Annotated in this window: 18 protein-coding genes and 2 pseudogenes; 12 read left to right on the top strand and 8 right to left on the bottom strand. The window is 57.2% G+C overall.

Annotated elements, in window-relative coordinates; translation table 11 throughout:
• Positions 1–322: 322 nt before the first annotated feature.
• The 3 genes from GA0061102_RS21165 to GA0061102_RS21155 all read right to left on the bottom strand — a co-directional run bounded on the left by GA0061102_RS21165 (position 323) and on the right by GA0061102_RS21155 (position 5,151).
• Positions 323–1,555 (bottom strand): hypothetical protein, encoded by a 1,233-nt coding sequence (locus tag GA0061102_RS21165; RefSeq protein WP_245298098.1) that lies wholly within the window; start codon positions 1,553–1,555, stop codon positions 323–325.
• Positions 1,556–1,651: 96 nt separating this feature from the next.
• Positions 1,652–3,622, bottom strand: coding sequence for a glycosyltransferase family 2 protein (locus tag GA0061102_RS21160; protein ID WP_092852905.1), 1,971 nt, complete (start codon positions 3,620–3,622; stop codon positions 1,652–1,654).
• 65 nt (positions 3,623–3,687) lie between these two features.
• The gene (locus GA0061102_RS21155; RefSeq protein WP_245298094.1) at positions 3,688–5,151 is read right to left on the bottom strand and encodes an HlyD family secretion protein; all 1,464 of its coding nucleotides are present in this window, start codon (positions 5,149–5,151) and stop codon (positions 3,688–3,690) included.
• Positions 5,152–6,018: 867 nt separating this feature from the next.
• Here GA0061102_RS21155 and GA0061102_RS21150 point away from each other — a divergent pair.
• Positions 6,019–6,402: pseudogene (locus tag GA0061102_RS21150) on the top strand (ATP-binding cassette domain-containing protein); the annotation flags it as partial.
• 265 nt (positions 6,403–6,667) lie between these two features.
• On the opposite strand, the gene GA0061102_RS21145 reads toward GA0061102_RS21150, so the two are convergent.
• Positions 6,668–7,381 carry a GntR family transcriptional regulator gene (locus tag GA0061102_RS21145; RefSeq protein WP_092852903.1) on the bottom strand — a complete coding sequence of 238 codons (714 nt, stop codon included), beginning with the start codon at positions 7,379–7,381 and terminating at the stop codon, positions 6,668–6,670.
• A 268-nt stretch (positions 7,382–7,649) separates the two neighbouring features.
• Here GA0061102_RS21145 and GA0061102_RS21140 point away from each other — a divergent pair, with 268 nt between their 5' ends.
• The 5 genes from GA0061102_RS21140 (at position 7,650) to GA0061102_RS21120 (ending at position 12,619) form a co-directional block, all read left to right on the top strand.
• Positions 7,650–8,738 (top strand): ABC transporter ATP-binding protein, encoded by a 1,089-nt coding sequence (locus tag GA0061102_RS21140; protein ID WP_092852901.1) that lies wholly within the window; start codon positions 7,650–7,652, stop codon positions 8,736–8,738.
• Between the two features lie 31 nt (positions 8,739–8,769).
• Positions 8,770–10,068, top strand: a complete 1,299-nt coding sequence (locus GA0061102_RS21135; RefSeq protein ID WP_092852899.1) for an ABC transporter substrate-binding protein — start codon at positions 8,770–8,772, stop codon at positions 10,066–10,068.
• A 68-nt stretch (positions 10,069–10,136) separates the two neighbouring features.
• Positions 10,137–11,048 carry an ABC transporter permease gene (locus GA0061102_RS21130; protein ID WP_092852897.1) on the top strand — a complete coding sequence of 304 codons (912 nt, stop codon included), beginning with the start codon at positions 10,137–10,139 and terminating at the stop codon, positions 11,046–11,048.
• 1 nt (position 11,049) lies between these two features.
• Positions 11,050–11,871, top strand: a complete 822-nt coding sequence (locus GA0061102_RS21125) for an ABC transporter permease (RefSeq protein ID WP_092852895.1) — start codon at positions 11,050–11,052, stop codon at positions 11,869–11,871.
• Between the two features lie 4 nt (positions 11,872–11,875).
• Positions 11,876–12,619, top strand: coding sequence for an aspartate/glutamate racemase family protein (locus GA0061102_RS21120; RefSeq protein ID WP_092852893.1), 744 nt, complete (start codon positions 11,876–11,878; stop codon positions 12,617–12,619).
• Between the two features lie 235 nt (positions 12,620–12,854).
• Here the strand turns inward: GA0061102_RS21120 and GA0061102_RS21115 are convergent.
• Positions 12,855–13,048 (bottom strand): annotated as a pseudogene (locus tag GA0061102_RS21115) (hypothetical protein); the annotation flags it as partial.
• Positions 13,049–13,183: 135 nt separating this feature from the next.
• On the opposite strand from GA0061102_RS21115, the gene GA0061102_RS34095 reads away from it, so the two are divergent.
• On the top strand, positions 13,184–13,369 hold the full coding sequence (locus GA0061102_RS34095) for a helix-turn-helix domain-containing protein (protein WP_425348554.1): 186 nt from the start codon (positions 13,184–13,186) through the stop codon (positions 13,367–13,369).
• A gap of 704 nt (positions 13,370–14,073) precedes the next feature.
• Here GA0061102_RS34095 and GA0061102_RS21105 read toward each other — a convergent pair.
• Positions 14,074–14,763, bottom strand: coding sequence for a GntR family transcriptional regulator (locus GA0061102_RS21105; RefSeq protein ID WP_245298093.1), 690 nt, complete (start codon positions 14,761–14,763; stop codon positions 14,074–14,076).
• A gap of 185 nt (positions 14,764–14,948) precedes the next feature.
• Between GA0061102_RS21105 and GA0061102_RS21100 the strand changes: the two genes are divergently transcribed.
• From GA0061102_RS21100 to GA0061102_RS21085, 4 genes are read left to right on the top strand one after another with little or no spacing between them, the layout of a single operon-like run.
• Positions 14,949–15,764, top strand: a complete 816-nt coding sequence (locus tag GA0061102_RS21100) for an ABC transporter ATP-binding protein (protein WP_092853022.1) — start codon at positions 14,949–14,951, stop codon at positions 15,762–15,764.
• Between the two features lie 13 nt (positions 15,765–15,777).
• The gene (locus tag GA0061102_RS21095) at positions 15,778–16,770 is read left to right on the top strand and encodes an ABC transporter substrate-binding protein (RefSeq protein WP_092852887.1); all 993 of its coding nucleotides are present in this window, start codon (positions 15,778–15,780) and stop codon (positions 16,768–16,770) included.
• A 13-nt stretch (positions 16,771–16,783) separates the two neighbouring features.
• Positions 16,784–17,554 carry an ABC transporter permease gene (locus GA0061102_RS21090; RefSeq protein ID WP_092852885.1) on the top strand — a complete coding sequence of 257 codons (771 nt, stop codon included), beginning with the start codon at positions 16,784–16,786 and terminating at the stop codon, positions 17,552–17,554.
• A gap of 12 nt (positions 17,555–17,566) precedes the next feature.
• The gene (locus GA0061102_RS21085) at positions 17,567–19,939 is read left to right on the top strand and encodes a CehA/McbA family metallohydrolase domain-containing protein (RefSeq protein WP_092852883.1); all 2,373 of its coding nucleotides are present in this window, start codon (positions 17,567–17,569) and stop codon (positions 19,937–19,939) included.
• A gap of 307 nt (positions 19,940–20,246) precedes the next feature.
• Here the strand turns inward: GA0061102_RS21085 and GA0061102_RS21080 are convergent, their stop codons facing one another.
• Positions 20,247–20,630 (bottom strand): type II toxin-antitoxin system VapC family toxin, encoded by a 384-nt coding sequence (locus GA0061102_RS21080; protein WP_092852881.1) that lies wholly within the window; start codon positions 20,628–20,630, stop codon positions 20,247–20,249.
• Positions 20,627–20,827 (bottom strand): type II toxin-antitoxin system VapB family antitoxin, encoded by a 201-nt coding sequence (locus GA0061102_RS21075; RefSeq protein WP_092852879.1) that lies wholly within the window; start codon positions 20,825–20,827, stop codon positions 20,627–20,629. The genes GA0061102_RS21080 and GA0061102_RS21075 overlap by 4 nt, the downstream gene beginning before the upstream one ends.
• 514 nt (positions 20,828–21,341) lie before the next feature.
• Between GA0061102_RS21075 and GA0061102_RS21070 the strand changes: the two genes are divergently transcribed.
• Positions 21,342–21,760 (top strand): flagellin N-terminal helical domain-containing protein (locus GA0061102_RS21070; protein WP_458550559.1); only part of this gene is annotated, 419 nt, incomplete at its 3' end.

Raw genomic sequence — 21,760 nt, 5'->3', positions numbered from 1 at the left:
TAGTGCGGAAGGTGCACAGAATTTAGTCCTATTTGGCAACTGGAAAACTGCCGTACTGGTAGTAGATTTTTGATCCCAGGCGCGAATGTGGAGGGGAGATGCGGCTAAGAGCGCCGGTGCGCTCGTCGGTGAAAATAAGCCGGGATAGGCGGTTCGACTCCGCGGCCGCAACCTCACCTCTCGATGTCAGATAAGCCCGCCGCTTTCTCGATTCTCTGTGTATTCTTGAATAGGTGTTGCGAATGTCGATGGGGAGAATTTTCGGAGCCGCTTCACTCGCTGAATGGAAGGAAATGCCGACGAGTTCCCTCCGGAAAGGCGCTCAAGGCTGGTCGCTGGTCAATGGATGTTTCCTCAACGGTAGGCCAATTTTTCCCAGGAAGGGGTTCCATCCATGGGATGCCAGAATAGCCCAGGCCGTCGCTCCGATATGAGGTAGGTGGTAATATTTGAAGTCGGCAGACGTTTGGTCCGGACCGACCTTCAAGCCGGTCGACAGCTCAGGGCCGACGGTTGCGTATACCAAGCCGTCGGGTCCGATCTGCGATGCAATTGTAGCGAAGAGTGTCTCCGCGCGCACCTCTCTGCCGGCTAGATGGAATACCAGAGCCGCTTGGGCCGTGCCTTCAAGCCATACGCCGTCCCTATCTTCATTGAAGTCGTAGCCGCCCGCTACCTGGTAACGACGATCAATCCAATCAAAGATCTTTTCAGTCCGGCCACGGAATTCAGGGATAGCGATAACGGGCCATAATTCCGCGTCGATTCCGGACTGGTTTAGATTAGGTGCATTGCTTCCGGGAAGGCTGCCGACATGGAAAAAACCTACGTTCGCATCCCACATGTCGTCCAGAAATCCGCCTGCCAAATCTCGCATCCTCTGCCAATCGCCTACCGCGCCGCTCCTGGTCAACCAGTCGGCTGCGGCATAGACATCGAGGTTCTGTTCGGTCGACTTCCACTCCAGTTTTTGCTGGGATGTTTCGTTGCCAAACACACCACCGGTATAACCTGGGCCGCTTGTCGCAGCTGCGTTGAGGTCGATCCAGCGCATGACCCTGGCGGCAGCATCGAGATACCGCTGATCACCAATTCGGTCGTAAGCGGTCAGCAGCGCCAACGCAGCCCAGGCGACGTTTCCCGTCGCACTTCCAACCTGATAGTCGTCCTCGATCCATGAGTTGCTGGCAGCATCCCAGAACCCGGGCAGCAAAATGGCCTCCTTGCCGATCGTGACGGTGCCAGACCGATAAGCGTTGCGCACCCGGCCATCGCGGTAGGTGCGGTCACGATAGACCGCGAGCACAAGAGCATCTGCCACTTGGGTCGCCTTCTCGTTTTCACCACAGGCAAAAAGGGCGATTGCGGCCAGCGCATTGTCGTAGGTAAATCCAGCGTTGCGAAGCATCGGATCGAGACGTGTTCCTTTGTCCGCCTGGTAAAAGCTTTGGACGACAAACGGCGAGCCCGCCTCACCGTTCACCTTTTTCGACAACCCTTCGCAGAGCTTCAGCCCGAGCGCTGATCGCTCGAGGCCGAACGCCTCGCCGTTCATGGCGATCAAACACAAGATTCCAAGTACAAGGGACCAAAGGACCCGTACTCGAACAGCAATCGCGTGATGGATTGTTGGCATTGTCATGGATCGCCATTAACTGAAGGCTCTGGCGAGCAGCGCTTGCATCGACCTGCGCAAATCACCTTTCTCGGCAACGTTTTTGGGCGCGTTTCGGAATATCAGTCTAAGGATGCCGCGATGTTGATCTTCCGAGGGATCCAGCCTCAGTTTTCTCGCTGCAACCGTTAATTGATCCGGATGAATGCGGACCCAGCCGACTTCAGGGACGAAAAGCGCGTTAGGAACGACCGAGTGGCAGCTTGGAAGAGCTGCCAACAAGGCACTTTGCGTGGAAAGCCCGACGATGCGGGCAGGTGCCGTTTCGCCACCGCAGTTCAGCTGGCCGTTTAGCCCGATTGCAATCAGTTCCTCCTGGTCCATGCGCGGCAGTTCGATGCAGCATAACAGACTGGTAAACGCGATGATCATCGCCACGGCTGACCAAATGAGGTTGAGGCAGTCTCGTGCGGAGAATTCGACGGGCGCGTCCCATCCGTAGACGACGACCACCACCGAAATGGCTGACGCGGCCGCAACCAATGCAAAGAACGACGCCGTCGGGCCGTGTATCCGGATTTGGGATCTATCGCCCCCTTTCTCCGTGACCTTGAACGGGCGTCCGAACGGTTTGCGTATGGCTTGAAAGAGCGTGATCGTAATTGGTACGGCGGTCAGTGCGTGGGTTACCTCCGTGAACAGAGGGAGCGTGCGTTTCTCCGATATCCAGGAAGAGTAGACCCAGAACAGGGCGAGAGACGACAGGCCGAGCTTCATGAACATAAGCTCATCCGCCTGCAAGGCGGGGATGCCGGTCAACCAGTAGATCGAAGGAGCAAGCAGCAGGCATAGAATGAATGGTTTAGATAGCCAGCAGAAAAGGCCGTGCAGATAATGCAGTCTTTGGACAATGGTGAAGTTGCCGCGCCAGAGAGGGCCATCGCGCAAAAGACCGATTTGTATCGTACCGAGGCACCAACGCGTTCGCTGGGTCATATATTCCGATAAGCCTTCGGCTGAAAGGCCAACGCTCAACTTTTCATTGAGCCATCTCGTGACATAGCCACGTTCCATGAGGCGGTATGTCAGCAGCATGTCTTCCGAAAGCGCATCATGAGGAAAGCCGCCGATCTCGTTTACCGCAGCGCGGCGGACGACGAAACTCGTACCGACGCAAAAGGCGCAGCCGACGGCGTCCTTCGCAGGCTGAAAGACGTCGAAAAAAATACGTTGATCGTCCACAAACGAGCCGCTGATGCCGAGGTTGTGCTGTATCGGATCGCTATTGAAATAGAATTGCGGTGTCTGGACGACAGCTATCTTGGAATCAGCGAAAAGGCCGATAACCCGGTTTAGGAAATCTGCTTGCGGGGCAAAATCCGCATCGAGGACCATGATGAACTCGGATAGTTCGGGAAGGTCGTTGGTATGGTAAAGCGCATTGTTTAGATTGCCGGCTTTCGCATGCAAATTGTCTGAGCGCGTAAGATAGTAGACGCCCACCATCTCGCAATACTGCCGGACGAAGGCTCTTCTGGTATCATCGCATACAAAGACGCGCAATCGTGGATACTTCATCGACTGCGCGGAAATTATGGACTTCTCAAGCACATTGATAGGCTCATTGTAGGTGCAAATGAAAATGTCGACCAAAGGCGGGTTTTCGGAGGACATGCACTCGAGTGCGGCACGATCTGCCAAGGATGACCAGTCAGTTGATCTCATTAGGATCAATACGGATCCGATGGCATAAAGCACCGAGATCAGCTCGAACGCAAAATAGATGTAGTTCCATATGGATTCGAATGACAGGTCCAACGGTGGAAGTGTATCCAAGGCACGCCATACAATATATGTTCCAAGAGACATCAACATGATTATGCCAAACGCAAATCGATCGAACGATCTCTTGGGGTCTGCGACAAATGCGAACAGTATCGCACAGGCAGCAATCGCTAGATCGAACCAAAGAACCGTCTGCACGTCGCCATCGGAATTGAAGTACATGCAACCCTCCTGAGACCATCGATTGGTGCGATGCGTGCGCGGATAGAAAAACGTCCGCACGTGTGTCAGGAACGAGCCCGTCTCGGGTTCAAGGACGTGTCAAATGCCACCGGCGCATGGCGATCGGTTCGACCTGGCGAGGTGACTGTTGAGTTAGCCAGATCATCCGCCGGATGAGCTTGCCGCGACCCGTAGCCGAATGCTTCAAGAAGTCGATCGCTGGAACTTGCAATCAGATTCCAGGTCATCCACCCGGCTGCCGGAACACTGTGCGCGGATGTGACTGCAAAGCTTGCCAGCGACGTCGCCGCTTCTCCAGCATAGCCGCGCGTCTTTTCCAGCCACGGCTGCGGGAGGCTGACGTTGACCCATGTGCCGACCGGGCAGACACCATTCGTGGAAAGGCTCGACTGCCAAGTCTGTTCCAGACGGATATAAGCATACAGTTCACGCCGCTCCGTTGGCGGGAAGGGCACTGCGTAATCCAGATCGACGCGATCAGTCGTCCTTGGTATCAGTCGCAACACAGTGCCGTCCGCCTCAGCGGACCAATGTTCAGCATTGACCTTGACCTTTGAGCCTACGGCAAGCGCTTGCGCCTGCCGCTCGGAAAAGATTGCCACAACAAATGCATCGCGGCAGTCGAGCGCTTCCGCCAGAGTATCGCCGGCGACGACTTCCCGGCCGGTGGCAGCGATTGGCTTGAAGAGTTCGGTGCCCGCCGGGATGGAAAGATCGGCATGTGTCAGTCTTTCGATACGCGAGCCCTCGGCCAAAACAAGCGTTTGAAGTTCACTCCTGCGGGACCGCATCGTGGTCATTTGAGTCTTGATCTGAAGCAGATCAGCCGAGCGGGATCTTATTTCCTGCTGCAGGTTTTGCAGGGATTGGAGATCCGAGCCGACATAAACCCCGTCGCGCGCAAAGTTCAACTCTTCATTTAATTTGTCGACGGCAAGCTGCGCTGCCTGGAGCTTGGTCTCTTCCAGGTGGATCGTGTCCGAAACCTCATCGGCATTGCCTGCGGCTACTCCCCGCGCGATCAGCCGCAATTTCCTCTGTGCATCGGATTTTGCGATCCGTGTCGAATAGGTCACCATCTGCAAAGCGGCTTCGGCAGCCTTGAGGTCGGCACTCGTGCGCACAAGCAGCGCTGCCTGCTGTTTGGAGAGATCGTCGCGAAGATTCAGGATGCGCCCGCTGTAATCGTCCACGATAGAGTTCTTTTGCAGTAATTCGTTGTCAAGTGCGGCCAATTGGACCTTCAATCCAATGAGCGTGGAATTGTCGACCTTATCATTATCGACTGACGCCTTGCCGGTTTGGTCAGAGATTTTGACGATTCCGTTGATCGGTGTCGTTATAGGAACAAGCGGGGCATTAATCAGTGCACGGGCGGTATTTGAAGTAAATACCGGCGGAAGCACAGAAGAGGAGAAGACCGTTGCCAGTACACCAAGGACGGCATACGAGGCGAGCCTGACAGAGCCGGCACCAGTGTTGTCTTTAGATCTGCTGTGGAAAAACATAGCATCTACACTCCTATTTTGCCTAGCATTTCCCTCCCTCAAGATACGACAAGCTTCACATCAAGTTTTTTTCCATGCAACAGCACTAAGATTGTATTAATATTTCCCTGTAGTTGCCCAAAATATTAGCTACTGCTTCAGATTGCCATTTTCTCTTCCGAGAACTTAAAATCGCCTGTCTAAATTTCAATCAAACCTATCCGATTGCGATGCAAACGCCGTCGCAGTAGTCATGTTGGTATGTCCGTCTTTACTGGTTCTAAGATTCGAAAAATTGTGCGCACAACTTTCGCGCTTATTATTGATACTGAAACAGATCTTTCCTAGTTCGATCGGAGTGGGAAATTAAATTAGGATATATGCTGCATCGGCGATGCATGTTTTCATTTTTCTTGAGTAGTGAAATGAGGCCACCCCTTAACCTCACGACGGATCCATGACGCTCATTGTTTCCGGAGCCGATTGTGCGGTGGTCAGTAGCGATTTGATCGACTGCACGGCTTGAACAGGATGGGATGGCGCGCCAATCTGCGGCCCGCCCCATATCCAAGAAGGCTATCAAAATTTCCGATGACTAGTTTGCGGGAGGTTATCGGCCAGAGGTAGGCTGGCCGCAATGACAATCAGCAGTCAATTTCTGCCAAGCTTCTGTTCCTGCGTTTTGAGGAGCAACTATGTGACCGTCGGAGCTCGACCCGCCGCTAATGCCTTTCAACAAAAGTCCATCTGCGAGGTTCGGTTAGGGGAAATGCTATGCAACTGAGGATCATTTGTGAAATTCCCGTCCATCCCCGTCGAAGCCGCAGTGTTTTGCCGTACGCCGCAGCTTCCCTATAGTACGATGCGGCAGCGGAGGCATCCTGCCGCCGGTTCGAACCCTTTCAAGAGCAGCATATCGCGCTTCTCCTTCGAAATATTCGCTACGCGCCGCTCTCTTGCCGCGGTGGTGATCTCTCGGGTGGCCAGCAGCAGCAATTGGCCATTGGACGGGCCATGGTGACTTGGCCGAAGATCCTGGTGCTGGACGAACCGACCGAGGGCATCCAGCCCTCGATCATCAAGGACATCGGCCGGGCGATCCGCTATCTCAGGGATTCCACCGGCATGGCGATCCTGCTGGTCGAGCAATATCTCGATTTCTGCCGCGAGCTTGCGGATTATGTCTACATCATGGATCGCGGCGAGATCGTGCATGAGGGGCTGGCGGAGACGCTGGATACGCCGGAGGCCCGCAAGCATCTGACCGTCTGAGCGGGTAATATGGCGATGTAAAGGTAGGTCGAAAGGGCCGGCTTCGGCAAGATAACCTCGGCTCAGGCTGCCGTTTCGATCGCGACGTTCCTAAGAGCGAGGTTTGTCAGTGGCGATGCGCTTCGGCACGCTTTCCTGCTTCGTTAAACGTAGGACCGTCTCACAGGAAGCAATAGTGCCTTGTTCCACCGGCTTGGGTTCCTGCCTAAGCAACGTGCCGATCTCCCGCCACTGAGCCGGTGGGGCTGCCTATATGGCGATCGTCTCATCGCTCGAACGCTTCTCTCAAGTCGAAGCTCTTGCGCTCGCGCAAATCGAGATCGGCCTCAATATGCTCGATATGATGAAGCATCAGGTCGCAGGCCGTATCGACGTCCTTGCGCCCCAAGGCGGTGATAATGTCGGCATGTTCCGAATGGCCGCAACTGGAGGCGCTCGATTGCCCGTAGAGTGCGATCACCAATGACGAGCGAGCGACAAGCTCCTCCATAAAACGCTGCATGATGAGATTGCCGGAGATTGACGCAAGCATCAAATGGAAATCGCCCGAAGCCTTGATCTCGGCTCGGCGAGCAGACTGACCGCGCTCGCCTATCAAGCGCCCTTCTTCCAGAAGAAGTTGCCCGAGCTGCTTGAGCTGAGCCGCGGTGATCCGCTCAGCCGCCGATTTCAATATGCCGGGCTCGACCAGACGACGCGCGGCGAATATCTGCCGGGCCTCCTCAGGCGATGGGTAGGCGACGAAAGCGCCTCTGTTCCGTTCGACGTTCACGAGGCCCTCATAGGCAAGGGCCTGCAAGGCGGCGCGCGCTAAAGTTCGGCTGACGTTGAACAGGCCGCCGACATCGCTTTCGGACAGCTTCGTGCCTGGTGCGAGCCTGCGTTCGACGATGGCGTCGCGTATGGCATCGCGGATCTGTTGCGTACCGGTATCCGTGGGATCGCTGGGCGTCAGAAGCATATCTGCTGAAGAATTCATGATTCTTATCCGGGTGGTTGGCGCAAATGATAGCCCGGTTTTGCGCTGATGTTAAACGAAATCCGAGGCAAAGACGCCGTTATATTGCATACAATAATATGCACTCATCGAGCACAATAGCCTATTTTATAAGCAAGAATCCATTTGCCTCCTAATGGGCATGAAACTCCGGTACCTGAAGAAAACATAGAAATTGCAGGTAGTTAGTGCACCGCAGCAAAACTGGCACGATTGATGCAATGTCTTTCTCAAACCAAAGGGGAAGATGATGTCGAAAGCGGCAGAGATCGATATAGTGTCCGTTTCGAAGGTCTACGGCACGACCACGGCTGTTCATGCAATCAGCCTGAAGATACCCGCGGGCTCCTATTGCTGTTTCCTCGGGCCCTCCGGCTGCGGCAAGACTTCGACACTGCGCATGATCGCCGGCCATGAAGGTATTTCCTCCGGTGACATTCGCCTCGGAAATACCGTAGTAACGGATTTTCCGGCTGCCAGACGCGGTACGGCGATGATGTTCCAGTCCTATGCGCTGTTTCCGCACCTCGACCTCATCGACAATGTTGCCTTCAGCCTGAAGATGAAAGGGGTCGCCAAAGAGGAGCGTCGCGCCAAGGCGCTTGAAATGCTCAAGCTCATGCAGATGGAGGCGTATGCGACCCGGCGCCCGGCGCAGCTTTCGGGTGGCCAACAGCAGCGCGTGGCGCTCGCGCGCGCCCTGATCACTGATCCCGAGGCTTTGCTGCTCGACGAGCCATTGTCTGCACTCGATCCGTTTCTGAAGATCCGGATGCGCGCCGAGTTGAAGAAGCTGCAGAAGACGCTGGGCATCACTTTCGTCCATGTGACGCACAGCCAGGAAGAGGCGATGGCGCTTGCCGATATCATCGTCATCATGAATGACGGCCGCATCGAGCAGGCCGCGTCGCCGCGCGAGGTTTTCGAGCATCCTGCGACGGCCTTCGTCGCGCGTTTCATGGGCGACCATAACGTCTTGTCCGGCCGCGTCACGTCAAGCGGGGACGGCGTCATCACCATGACCGTGCCGGAGGGGCAAGGCTTTTCCGTAAAGGGGGCAGGCCGCCAGACCGGTGCGGCTGCCGATATCGCTATCCGCACCGATCGCGTTCGCCTTTCGCAATCCACCGATAGGGGTCTCGGTTTCAACGGCGTCGTCTCCAACATCGAATATCGCGGCGCGACGCTGAAGATCACCGTCATCGGTGCCGGCAGCGACGATTTCACCTTGATCGCAAGCAATGACGATGAGGCCGTCAAATCCATCACGGTCGGCGACGCCGTCTCGCTGAGTTGGGCTCAGGAGGACGCAATCCTTCTTGGCCGTATGTCCGCATGAAAATCCGAAGCATCAAAAAAGGGGAACTGACATGACGACTGAAACGAAGACTACCAAGACAACGAAAGGCATTTCCCGCCGCTCGCTGCTGAAGACCGGCGCCGCCGCTCTCGGTGCCGTGGCTGGCTCCGGGGTCATCACCGGCTTTCCGACCATCTGGGCCAAATCCAACATAACGCTGCGCCAGTTCGGCACCGGCGTTTCGAACATCAATGCGATCGCGGAGAAGTGCAAGGCCGATCTCGGCATCACGCTCGAGATGACTGCGACCGATTCCGACGCCGCCGCTCAACGCGCCGTCACGCAGCCGAACAGCTACGACATCGCCGACATCGAGTACTGGATCGCCAAGAAGGTCTTCCCGACCGGCGTCATGCAGCCGATGGACGTCAAGAAGCTCAAATATTACGACAAGATCGTGCCGCTCTTCATCAATGGCAAGCTGAAGCCCGATAGCGTCATCGCGCAGGGCACTGCGCCGCATACGGTCGGTTTCGTCGAAGCACAGGGCTCCAAGAAATTCGCCAAGGAGCCGACACAGTGGATGACGATGGTTCCGACCATCTATAACGCCGACACCCTCGGCATTCGCCCCGATCTTACCGGCCGTCCGATTAGCAGCTGGGCTGACATTCTAGATCCGGCCTTCAAGGGCAAGACGGCGATCCTCAACATCCCGTCGATCGGCATCATGGATGCCGCTATGATCATGGAAGCCGCCGGCAAGATCAAATATGCCGACAAGGGCAACATGACGAAGGCGGAAATCGACAAGACGATCGAGTTCCTGATCAAGACCAAGGGCGACGGCCAGTTCCGCGCTTTCTGGAAGTCCTTCGACGAAAGCGTCAACCTGATGGCATCGGGCGAGGTGGTCATCCAGTCCATGTGGTCGCCGGCGGTTGCCGCCGTTCGTTCCAAGGGTATTGCCTGCACCTTCCAGCCGCTCAAGGAAGGCTATCGCGCATGGGGCGGCGGCCTTGGTCTTGCCTCGCACCTCAAGGGCGCTGAGCTCGACGCCGCCTATGAGTACATCAACTGGTACACCTCCGGCTGGGTCGGCGGCTACCTCAACCGTCAGGGCTACTATTCCGCCTGCATGGACACGGCCAAGCAATTCATGTCGGCCGATGAATGGGGCTACTGGATCGAGGGCAAGCCGGCGCAAGGCGAGATCCTCTCTCCGGAAGGCAAGGTCATGGAAAAGGCCGGCGCCGTTCGCGATGGCGGCTCCTTCGAGGCCCGTATGGGTGCCGTCGCCTGCTGGAATTCGGTCATGGACGAGGACCGCTACATGGTCCGCCGCTGGAACGAGTTCATCGCCGCCTGAGCCGAAGATCTTTGATTACCTCTCCCTGCCCTTGCAGGGGGAGGCATTCCCAAACGGAGAGCCGAACCATGGCGACGATCGCGTCCTCGGATACAGCAGAGACAACTCGGGAAAACCGGCGCGGATTTGGCGTGCCTGCCTGGGCTGTTGCCTATCTGCAGGCAACGCCGCTGTTTCTCATCCTCGGCTTCTTCTTCCTGCTGCCGATTGCCATGATCGGCGTCGTCAGCTTCTGGGACTATGATTTCGCCGGCCTCTATCCGGCCTTCCTGACTGCGAATTACACCGACACGCTCGGCTCCTGGGTGACGTGGAAGACCTATCTAAACACGTTGAAATTCACCGCTATCGTCTGGACGCTGACGCTGTTTATCGGTTTCTGGGTCGCCTATTTCCTGGCCTTTCACATCAGGCGCACGGCGACGCAGATGATCCTCTTTCTCGTCTGTACCGTGCCGTTCATGACATCCAATATCATCCGCATGATATCGTGGATTCCGGTGCTCGGCCGCAACGGGCTGGTCAATTCGACATTAATCGACATGGGCCTGATCCCGCGGCCGATCGAGTGGCTGCTTTATTCCGACTTTGCCGTCGTGCTCGCCATGGTGCATCTCTACACGCTCTTCATGGTGACACCGATCTTCAACACGCTGATGCGCATCGACCGCTCGCTGTTCGAGGCAGCCCGCGATGCCGGCGCCAGCGGGTGGCAGGTGCTGTGGAACGTGATTATCCCGCTTGCAAAACCCGGCATGGCGATCGGCAGCATCTTCGTCGTCACGCTCGTCATGGCCGACTTTTCCACTGTGCAGATCATGTCCGGCGGTCAGAGCGCGTCGATCGCCCTGATGATGAAGAACCAGATGTCGCTGCTGCAATATCCGGCTGCAGCCGCCAATGCAGTCGTGCTGCTCGTCGTCGTGCTGCTGATGGTCGCCGCCATCCTGCGCATCGTCGATATCCGCAAGGAGCTTTGATATGAGCCGCGAAAAGCGTAGCCTGGAATTCTATGTTCTGGCGATCTTCTTCACCATTTTCGTGTTGTTTCTCTACGGCCCGCTATCGGCTGTTATCATCCTGTCCTTCCAGGGGCCGGACGGCGGTCTGACTTTCCCGTTGAATGGCGTCTCGCTGCATTGGTTTGCCAATCTTTTCGAGAAGCAGGCGGTCGGCGATTTCGGAGCTTCGTTCCAACGCTCCCTGATACTCGGGGTGATGGTCATGATCGTGACCGTCGTCGTGTCGCTGCTGGCCGGTCTTGCCTTTCGCCGCCGTTTCCGCGGCTCAACATTTCTGTTCTATGCCACGGTCGCGAGCCTGGTCGTGCCCTCCATCATCATTTCGCTCGGGATCGGCGTGGTCTTCCAGCAGGGCGGAATCGCGCCGGCCTGGTATTCCTCGGCTTTCGGCGCGCATTTGACCTGGACCTTGCCCTTCGGCGTGCTGATCATGTTTGCCGTCTTCAACCGGTTTTCGCCGGCCTATGAGGAGGCCGCACGCGATCTCGGCGCCAGCTCCTGGCAAACCTTCTGCCATGTCGTGCTGCCGATGATCGCGCCGAGCCTGATTGGCGTTGGCCTCTTCGGCTTCACGCTGTCCTATGACGAATTCGCCCGTACCCTGATGACGTCTGGCACCTACAATACCCTGCCGCTCGAAATTTACGGCATGACGACGAATGTCACGACGCCGGTGCTCTATGCGCTCGGGACGGTGACGACGCTCTTTTCCTTCACAATCATCCTCCTGGCGCTTGCAGTCATGACCATGCTCGGCCGCCGCCAAGCCAAGAAAAGTTGAGATCATGCGCCTGCTGCTCATCAATCCGAACACGACCGTTTCCATGACGGAAAAGGCGGCAATAGCCGCGCGCGCCGTTACAAGCGCCGGCACGCAGATCATTGCCGCCACCTCGCAGATGGGGCCGGCTTCGATCGAGGGCTATTACGATGGAGCAATAGCCGTACCCGGCATGCTGCGCGAACTGAAGGAAAGACAGGCGGCGGGCTACGATGCAGCGATCATCTGCTGCTTCGACGACACCGGCCTCGAAGCAGCACGTATGTTTTGCGATGTGCCCGTCATCGGCCTCTGCGAAGCGGCCGTCGCAACGGCCGGCTTCCTGGCGCAGCGCTTTAGCGTGGTGACGACGCTTGAGCGCTCGCGCATCTTGATCGACAATCTCGTCCAGCGCTACGGCATGGGCGGTCGAGCCAAGGTTCGCGCCTGCGATATTCCTGTCCTCGAACTCGAGGACTCGTCTTCCGGCGCGATTGGAAAGCTGCGGGCGGAAATCGAACGGGCGCTTGCCGAAGATGGAGCGGAAGCCATCGTGCTCGGCTGCGCCGGCATGGCGGATCTCGCAAGGGAGCTGCAATCGATCTATGGCGTCCCGGTCGTGGATGGTGTCGCAGCAGCAGTCAAGCAGGCCGAGGCTTTGGTGTCCCTAGGCCTATCCACCAGCAAGCGAAGCTCATATGCCTCGCCATTGCCCAAGCCTTTTGCTGGTGCAATGCAGGATTTTGCGCCCGCGCCTGTCCCGGCCTAACTTGCTCATGGTCGTTGGCGGGCACACATAGGCAAGATGCCGGTGTGCAACAGTCGGTGCGGAAAGCGGGGACGAAAGCCCAGCTTAGATAGATACTTTCGAAAGCCGCATAATAGGCATATGCCCGCCGACGAGGTAATCGCAGGGTCCGTCGTCCAAATAGTTCTACCTGGCAAATTGGGATAGTCGGCTGAAGGCGTCGAGGTCATTCGAGGGGCTGCCGACTGACGTCGCTTCAAATTGGTAGGCTGCGTTTCAAAGCCACCGATATAAGCAGGCGCCAGCTGTTCAATCCCGGCATTTGATGGATTGGGTTTAACCTGAATCTTTTGGCTCGAATGTCCACTGTCTGCGGATGAACTCGCAGGGCGTGAGGCCCTTGCGTGTCTTCAATCTTCGCCCGAAGTTGTAGGCGCCGATGAAGTTGGCTTAGTTCGTATACTTCTTATATGGGAATTTACTCAGTCCAAGGCTGGCGCGATCCTTTCTGTAGATAGCGATTTGAAGGAGGACGTCACTGTGCCTGTTGATATCGAACTTTTCGAAACGTCAGCCGGGAACCATATGGTCTCTTCGGGTATGATCCCGCTAATCCATGCATCGGTCGCCGCGACGAGACACAAGTCCGAAAACGTACTGCGTTTAAAAGCTGATGGCAGATCAACCGATGATATAGCAAGAGAGGCTGGCGTCAGTCGATCGACAGTGACCAGAATTTTGCGCTATGTCGAAAGAGCGGCCGCCAGTTAGCTGAGGTTTGGCCTAGCGGAAGGTGGCTGAAGGTCTCAAGGGCGTTTGAGGGGGCCGTCTCTAGTTCCATCAAAGCGGTCTTGCAGAGGCTACGTCGTGTCTTCGCGCGAAGCATCCATATGCTCTTCGTAGCGACCTCCAATGGTCGCAGGCACGCCAATGGCGCGCCACATCTTGATCCGTCAGATTATGCCAAATACGAGCACTGGCTGTTCAAGGGCGGGATCGGCGACAACCCGGCGCAGGAAGCGCGAAAGGAATTAATTCGCCGGGGCCGTGATCGACGTCGATCAGCTTTGAGGATCACCACCTAAGCTCAGGACTTCTTAATTTGGCGTGAGATGTGATTCATGGCTTCCGAAAGGAGGCGGTGATGAGTGATTTGTTTTTGCCGCGCTCGCCGCAGAAGGCCCCAAACCTGATCGTATCATGATCGATGCGACGCATCTGAAGACATATAAGGCGGCAGCAAGCTTGCTAAAAAAGGGGCTGTTCCCCGTCGTGCCTGGCGAATCAAAGGCGGACCGAATTCCAAGCTTCATACCGTTTGCGACGGTAAGGGGCGTCCGATCATGATGCTACTCAGCGAAGGGAAGATGAGCGACCATATGGCTCTCCAGATGATCTTTCTCTCTTGCTCCCTATCGGTTCACCGGTTGAGATCTTCATCGGGAAGTGGGTGAAAGAATGGATCGGCGGGGGGCTTACGCAGACGTTCGGTTGCCGAGGACAAATTTGTAGCGTTCCGGTCGAATGAAGAACTCTGACCTTTCGGCGCAGGTACCGTTATCGAAATATGACGTTCGTTCGAGCACCAGTAAGACCGCATTTGCCGCCGCTCCTGTCAGCGACGTAATCCGAGGCGAGACAGCGCGCGCGCCGATCGCAATTTCGGCGGAGGTAATGTTGGTACCGGCTCTGTCTTTGAGAAGCGCATAAGTCGGCTGTTGTTCAGCGATCTCTCGCCCAAGGTCCGACATGAAGGCCGGCAGGAGACTTCTGCCCAAGGCAATAGGGTCGTCGCCCACCATGTGAAGCCGCTCAAGAAGCGCGCATTTTTGTCCGAATAGCTGGACAAAAGCCTGCGGCGTTTCAATGGCGGTCAGATCGACAATCTGCATCGTGGCATCGAAGCCCTGGACTTTCAGCGACTCATGAAAGCTACGCAGCGTATCGATCTGGTGGCGCACCTGCTTGCCGGCGACGAAAGTACCTTTGCCTTTCCGGCGTTCGATCAACTCGTCCTTATCGAGCTGTTCGAGCGCCAGCCGGACGGTGACGCGGCTGACATTGAAGCGGGCCATGATCTGCGCTTCCGAGGGGAGTCGCCCGGAAGGCTCGTACGTCCCTTCGGCAATCTCGACACGAAGGCGATCGGCGATCTGGAGATACATCGCCACCGGGTTGTTCCGTATCAGGTTCATTATTTTCCATCGGGGTTAAAAAGACCACGGACTCTCTGAGCTTTAGAATAGCGTTCCCTCTTGCTGCCGGACAAGGAGAACTCCTCACGTTGATAACATGTATTATAATGTATTAGAAATTGGACAATTCCAATCCGAGATCGTTCGAAGACAACATGACATCTCTACTTGCACCACGGCAGCTTTCTTCAGGTGCCGCCTTCTCAGTGGATGGCATGGCTTTCGCCTATCTTGAAAACAGGCGCCGCATATTCGAACATTTCTCACTGGAAGCCCGTCCGGGAGAATTCGTGGCGATCCTCGGTCCGTCCGGTTGTGGCAAGTCAACGCTCCTTAATCTTCTCTCCGGCTTCCTGCGCCCGCAAGCGGGGTATATCACTATAGACGGCGTGCCTGTTGCGCCGGAACATCCGGCTCTTGGATATGTATTTCAGTCGCCAAACCTCTTCCCTTGGCTGAATGTCTTGGAAAACGTCCGCTTTGGCCTGCGCATGAATCGCCGTGGATCTCCGCAGGAGCAGCGAGCCATCGCGCTGCATTTTCTGCGGCTTGTCGGCCTGGAACAACAAGCGGAGGAGCCGCCTCACCGGTTGTCGGGCGGGCAGCGTCAACGGGTTGCGCTTGCGCGCTCACTGGCGCTCGAGCCACGTCTTCTGCTCATGGACGAACCATTTGCAGCACTCGACGCCATGACGCGCACGGCCCTTAATGACGAATTGCTTCGTATCTGGTCGGATTTGGGACAGACCGTCCTGTTCATCACTCATGACATCGACGAGGCGATCTATCTCGCTGACCGGGTTCTTGTCCTTGGGCTGCCGCCGGTGGGCATCACGGCGGAAGTGGCGATCGATTTTCCCCGTCCTCGCGATCAGCGAGGCACGCGCGCCAATCCATTGTTCGCGCAAATGCGCGAACGGCTCTCGGAGGAAATCGCAAAGGTCATGACCAGCAATCAACGCGTTACCTGAAGGGGACTATCGGATGAAACGCATTCTACCTGCAGTTCTTCTCGCACTTGCGGCGGCTTTGCCGGCCCATGCCGAGGATACGCAGCCGCTTCGCATTGGTTGGGTCCAGGCTATGGCGAATGCGCCTGCCTTGATTGCCGAGGAGAAAGGCTACTTTCGGGAAGAGGGGTTGAACGTCGACCTAAAGGGTTTCGGCGATGGTCCGGTCATCCAGCAGGCGGTGGCCGCGGGCGAAATCGATGTGGCCTATATCGGCGCCCCGCCGGTCTATCAATGGGCGGCACGCGGTCTCGATGCGAAAATCATCGCCAAGGTCAATTATGGTCAGGCTGCCGTGATCGCAAAGGCGGACGGCCCCATCCACCTGCTTTCCGATCTTAAAGGCAAGAGGCTTGCCGGCGTCAACAGGGGCAGCGGCATGGACGTGCTGCTACGTGGCTTCGTCCTGAAAGAAGCCGCCGGCCTCAGCCCGGACACGGACCTTGCGCTGTCGCAGATGCCCGTGGGCAACATGAATGCCGCCCTTGATACCGGCGTCGTCGACGCGGCCTTTTCGTGGGAACCTTTCATCAGCCAATCTGTGCTCCGCGGAACGGGCCGCGTCGTGTTCGACGTAAACAACGCCCTGCCTGGCTATCCGTGGTATGTCGTAGCAGCACCTGCCAAGACGCTGAAGGAACGCCCGGACGATCTCGTGAAATTGTTGCGAGCGAATTCGAAGGCGATTGCCTTTCTACAAGAGCATCCCGCAGAAGCCAACCGGATCATCGCCCGGAGCCTCAAGCTGGAACCCTTGAAGGCCGTGGACGGAAGCGTTGTTCCGCCAGAAGCGATCGTTGCAGAAGCAAGGAAACGCCTTGGCTGGTCGGGGAAAATCGAGCCGTCTGACCGTGCTTTCATCCAGCGCCTCATCGACTACTCCGTCGCCCTCGGCTTTCTCGACAAGCGGCTGAATGTCGACGAGATCATTGATGACAGCTTCGCCGCAAAGGCGACCGCGCAATGATGAGATCCGATCGATGAAGAAGTTGGCAGCGCGGCAGTGCTTTCCGCAACCGTCCTGGCGCTGGGCAGCGCTTCCATTCCTGCTTGTCGTGTGGTGCCTCGCGGCAAGCAGGGTTCCGTCCTATGTGCTGCCGCAGCCGTGGGATGTGGCGGCCGAAGGGTTTCGCTGGCTCCGGTCGGGTGAGTTGGGCCACCAGGTAGTGGCGAGCTTGTTGAGAGAATTCGGCGGCTTCGGCGCAGCCGTCGTGGCAGCGGTGCTCATCGGCGTATCCGCCGGACTTTGGCGGCCCTTCCGTGAATTCGTCCAGCCTCTCCTCGCCCTCTTCATGGCTATCCCTCCGATCGCCTGGGCGCCGCTGTCGCTGATCTTCTTCGGCCTTGGATATCTCTCCATCGCCGTCGTGATATTCATCGCGTCTGCCTTTCCAATGGCCGTGACGATTCAGGAAGGCGTGCTTTCCATCAGCGATGGGGAGGTGCGCGCGGCACGTATTCTGGGTGCAAGGCGACTGCAATTGCTGGCCCATGTATATCTTCCGGCCTCTCTCCCTTTCCTGATTGCTGCATTGCGCATCGGCTTTGCCCAGGCATGGCGCGCGCTGGTGGCAGCGGAAATGATCGGCGCCTCGCAAGGTATCGGCTGGATGGTCGCCATGGGAGGGCAGCTCGGCAATTCGGCGCAGGTGCTTCTCGGCATCGCGATCATAGGACTTACCGCGTGGCTGATGGAGAGCCTCGTATTTCGACGGATAGAGCGCCGCTACGAAGGCTGGCGCGGACAATAACGGACCTTTCCCATGACCGAGATTTTGCCACATGAGATATCCCAAGCCACCGCTCATTCTCCGGTGGGCCTTGCTGATCACTTCGATACTCTACCCTTTCTCGGCCGTCTGATCTGTCAGAGGCAGACGCTGACCGCGGGCGAGTGGACCGAATTGGAGCTCGTTTATGAGGTCGGCGCTGTCGGTCTCGCAGACGGCGCGTGGCTGAAGCTCGCCTTCAAGTTCTATTCCGACTGGGCGCTGTTCCAGACAACGGACCCGACGGGTGCCAATTATGTTTCCGCCGAATACCATGCCGGCCCTCTGGTTTTGGGGCAAAGCCCGAGCACGGTTCAAGCACTGAAGGTGCGTTTCGATCAGAAGGGACACGAACGTCCTTTCCAGAAGGCTGTCATCATCGACGTCGTCGACGGCTATCTCAATCCCGGCGACAGGATCGTCATCCGGCTGGGCGATCGGCGGCAGGGCGGCGCCGGCACCCGTGTGCAGACCTTCGTGGAGAAGGCGTTCCGTTTCCGGCTATTCATCGATCCGCTGGGTAGCTCGAAATTTGCGGAAGTGCCTGGCGACTGCAAGCTGGAAATCTTGGCTGGTCAGCCGCATGCCGTTCAGGTCATCGCGCCGCGGCTGATCGGCCTCGGTCAACCCTTCGATGCGATCGTCCGCGTCGACGACATATGGGGAAATACCTGCCACGATCGCAACTTTCAGGGTGCGCTTGTCATCACTGCCCCGGATGGGGGGCAACGGACAGAGCTGGTGGAATTCGCAGCGGAAGGCTGGACGTTCGCACGGATTTCCGGCCTTTCCTTCGCGGAAGCTGGCGAGTGGAAACTGGAAGCGCGGCTGAACGGGGCCTCCTCCGTTGCTCCGGCTGTCGCCTATGTGCAGAGCGAAGAGGGCGCCTTGCGTCCTCTCTATGCGGATCTGCACGTCCATTCCGACGATACCGTCGGCACGAATGACGCGACTTACAATCTCACCTACGGACGCGACATCGCTGGGCTTGATGTTGTGGGTTACACCGTCAACGACTTCAATATCACCGAGGCGAATTGGGACGAGGCCGTTGGGACCATCCACGATCTCAACGAGCCCGGTCGCTTCGTCTGCTATCCAGGCACCGAATGGTGCGGCAACTCCGCTGCCGGCGGCGACCGCAACGTCGTCTTCCTGCGCGATGGCAAGCCCCGGTTTCCCTTCGACGAGAACGGGAGGTCCCTTCGCTCTTTCGAATGGAATGAGACGACGGCTGGAGCGATCCGCCCTGGTATCTGGCCGGTGGACCGGCTCTATGCAGCGTATGAGGACGATCCAGAAGGTCATTTGCTGATCCCGCATGTCGGCGGCAGGCGCTGCATTCTGGACTGGAATCATCCGGAGCTGGAGCGCCTCATTGAGGTCGGTTCCTCCTGGGGTCAATTCCATTGGCTCTACACCGAAGCTCTAGCTCGCGGATACAGGGTTGGGGCTTCCGCGGCCAGCGACGAACACCAAGGCCGTTGCGGTGGCGGTGCGCCGGCGACTGGGACTTTTGGCTCACGCGGCGGGCTTACCGGCGTCATCACTGACCGTTTCGACCGCTCCGGCGTTGGCAAGGCGCTTCGGGCGAGACGTACTTTTGCGACGACGGGCGAACGTAGTTTCGCCGTTCTATCGCAAGGCACGCATTTCATGGGCGAGGTGTTCAATGCCGCGTCCGAAGAGCCGCTCTCTTACCGTTTGCTTGGCCACGCCGGCTGGGAGGAGGTTCAGCTCTTTGATGGCGACCGCATCGTATGGCATCGCGATCTTCACGCTGAGGCTGGATTTAGCGAACGGAGCGTGCGAATCCGCTTTGGCGGCGCACGGATCAAGGATCGCTATCGGGCGGCCTATTGGAGTGGGGAGGTGGCTGTCACCGGGGCCGCGCTCCTGGATGCACATGGGGTCGGCTTCGACCATCCGGAACAAAGCGTATGGCGTACGGGCCTCGGCACTCTGGGTTTCCGAACGGCAACGCATGGAGATATCGATGGTATCGAATTGAAGCTCTCGGACCTTCGTGACGCGCGCATCGCCGTTGCTGCCAAGCTCCACGGCTATAGCAAGATCGGGGATCCGCTGCAGCCGCCGCCACATGCCCATGCTCCGGAAGTGTTATTGGAGGCAAGCGGAAGCGAGTTGATCGCAAAGGGCTCTATCTCGATCGATCTTGCCGGTGTCGAGCTACGTCTCCTGTTGGAGCGCGTCACCGATTACCATCTCCCACGCGATCTCTCGGGCGAGATACCGTTTTCGGGACTTGGATTGAAAGATGGGCGCGAACACCCGCTTTTCCTTACCGCACGTCAGCGGGATCAATCCCGTATCTGGACGTCGCCGTTATTCGTGACCGCCCAGTAGCTGGAGCTGCCAAGTCCAATCAGCGCTTATGGAATAATGCCGGAAGCGAAGGACTTTGCGACTGTACAAAGCCGCAAGGCTTGATGGGATGCAACACAGGTGCACGACCTGATTATTGAGTCACATCGCCTCTAGTGTTGGGGAGGATCGAGCCCATCTTCACAATTCAACGAACGCCCCGACCTGTGACTATAATGGTTGGGGCATTCCGTGACAGATTGGTGACTGCAAACATAGGTCGCCGGTTCTGTTCCAATCAAGAGAAAGGGACGGAAAACCCGTGAGCATTCATTGCTTGTTTCAGGATTTAGTTGGGCAGGTTCGCCGGTATGTGCATTAAAACGCCGGCCCTTTTGGCCGCAGTCCGAAGCCGTTTGTCTCTGGTCCACAAGGCTGCCCGCTGATCAAGGAGGGCCGATGCCAGCAAGTGGGCGTCCGTGTAGCCAATACCCATGCTGAAAATACCGTGGCGATCGATCATTGTCATGACGTCGTCGTGGGTTGCAACAACAGCTGAACGCTGAGCCGTCAAAAAAGATATCACGCTGCTGCGATCTCGAAGACTGCCGAGCGCAAGCTCGCCGATCACGGCTGGATGGCAAAGTAGGCGATCGTCTTCGATAATCTTGCGCAGCTCTGAATCGGCTTTACGGAAGTGATCTATCCAGATCGAGGTATCCGCCAATATCACTTGGCCGCCGAGCTCCGGCGGCGTGGAGCTGCCTCGGCATCGGGCATGGTGCCTCCGAGCGCAATGAGACGTTTCCCCGATTCTACGCGAACAAGCGTCTCCAGTGCCTGGCGGACGAGCGCTGCGGTTTCCTTAGTGCCGGTTAAAGACCGAGCCTTTTCCATAAGTGCGTCGTCGAGATTGATGGTCGATCGCATGGTGTCACTTCCTCTATCAATGTGTGCAAATTAGCACCATTTGGTGACAAAATCTATGCCTCACTGCCACTCTCATACATTCGGTAGTCCCATAACTGAAGCTTCTGAGCGAGGTGCTTGCCCGATACTGGCACTAAGCTTGTTGCGCGATCAGAGGCGAACGAAGCGAACCTTTCCCGGCGCTCACGAGGCGCCGTGATTTTATCGGGGGCGTCCAGCTGCAAAAGTATCCTTCATGCCATTCTTACGAATTCGCGACCCGACCTCTGGAACATAGATGTTCGGCGCCGCCGGGATAACTCGCCGATCCGGGACTCTACTCAAGGTGTTGTTTTTTCGCTTTTCGACCGGAAGCAGGTTCGGCTTTTCTTAACTATATTGCTGTTTCTTAGGACCATCGAAGCGGCGAGTTAACCTTAACGGATTGGGTTAACAGGCATGATGCTGAATGCCGTTACCGGTTTTAGGTCCGGAATGTCCCTTGATTTAACCACTGCCAAAAGGGGCAAATATTATGACGAGCATTCTTACCAATAACGCTGCAATGGCTGCCCTCCAGACGCTGCGTGGCATCAGCAGCAACCTGCAGCAGACGCAGAGCCACGTATCGTCGGGCCTGCGCATCTCCAAGGCTTCCGACAACGCCGCTTACTGGTCGATCGCCACCAGCATGAAGTCCGACAATAGCGCCATCGGCGCTGTTTCCGACGCTCTCGGCCTCGGTGCCGCCAAGGTTGACACGGCGACCACCGCCGCTACCAGCGCCATCGACATCGTCGGCCAGATCAAGAACAAGCTTGCGACCGCCATGGAACCGTCGGTCGACAAGAAGTCCGTCCAGGAAGAAATCACCCAGCTGCAGCAGCAGCTGCAGAGCGTTGCCCAGTCGGCTTCGTTCAACGGCGAAAACTGGGTCATGGCTCAGAACGGTGG

This window comes from Martinezella miluonensis, assembly GCF_900094545.1.
In the GTDB taxonomy this organism is placed as follows: Bacteria; Pseudomonadota; Alphaproteobacteria; order Rhizobiales; family Rhizobiaceae; genus Rhizobium; species Rhizobium miluonense.
Note: the sequence above shows the minus strand (reverse complement) of the source record. Positions and strands in the feature narration are given on the sequence as shown.

Excerpts from the sequence above, each read along its gene's own strand:
- GA0061102_RS21165 (WP_245298098.1), bottom strand. The coding sequence starts at position 1,555 with ATGAACGGCGAGGCGTTCGGCCTCGAGCGATCAGCGCTCGGGCTGAAG.
- GA0061102_RS21160 (WP_092852905.1), bottom strand. The coding sequence starts at position 3,622 with ATGTACTTCAATTCCGATGGCGACGTGCAGACGGTTCTTTGGTTCGAT.
- GA0061102_RS21155 (WP_245298094.1), bottom strand. The coding sequence starts at position 5,151 with ATGTTTTTCCACAGCAGATCTAAAGACAACACTGGTGCCGGCTCTGTC.
- GA0061102_RS21145 (WP_092852903.1), bottom strand. The coding sequence starts at position 7,381 with ATGAATTCTTCAGCAGATATGCTTCTGACGCCCAGCGATCCCACGGAT.
- GA0061102_RS21140 (WP_092852901.1), top strand. The coding sequence starts at position 7,650 with ATGTCGAAAGCGGCAGAGATCGATATAGTGTCCGTTTCGAAGGTCTAC.
- GA0061102_RS21135 (WP_092852899.1), top strand. The coding sequence starts at position 8,770 with ATGACGACTGAAACGAAGACTACCAAGACAACGAAAGGCATTTCCCGC.
- GA0061102_RS21130 (WP_092852897.1), top strand. The coding sequence starts at position 10,137 with ATGGCGACGATCGCGTCCTCGGATACAGCAGAGACAACTCGGGAAAAC.
- GA0061102_RS21125 (WP_092852895.1), top strand. The coding sequence starts at position 11,050 with ATGAGCCGCGAAAAGCGTAGCCTGGAATTCTATGTTCTGGCGATCTTC.
- GA0061102_RS21120 (WP_092852893.1), top strand. The coding sequence starts at position 11,876 with ATGCGCCTGCTGCTCATCAATCCGAACACGACCGTTTCCATGACGGAA.
- GA0061102_RS34095 (WP_425348554.1), top strand. The coding sequence starts at position 13,184 with ATGGTCTCTTCGGGTATGATCCCGCTAATCCATGCATCGGTCGCCGCG.
- GA0061102_RS21105 (WP_245298093.1), bottom strand. The coding sequence starts at position 14,763 with ATGTATCTCCAGATCGCCGATCGCCTTCGTGTCGAGATTGCCGAAGGG.
- GA0061102_RS21100 (WP_092853022.1), top strand. The coding sequence starts at position 14,949 with ATGACATCTCTACTTGCACCACGGCAGCTTTCTTCAGGTGCCGCCTTC.
- GA0061102_RS21095 (WP_092852887.1), top strand. The coding sequence starts at position 15,778 with ATGAAACGCATTCTACCTGCAGTTCTTCTCGCACTTGCGGCGGCTTTG.
- GA0061102_RS21090 (WP_092852885.1), top strand. The coding sequence starts at position 16,784 with ATGAAGAAGTTGGCAGCGCGGCAGTGCTTTCCGCAACCGTCCTGGCGC.
- GA0061102_RS21085 (WP_092852883.1), top strand. The coding sequence starts at position 17,567 with ATGACCGAGATTTTGCCACATGAGATATCCCAAGCCACCGCTCATTCT.
- GA0061102_RS21075 (WP_092852879.1), bottom strand. The coding sequence starts at position 20,827 with ATGCGATCGACCATCAATCTCGACGACGCACTTATGGAAAAGGCTCGG.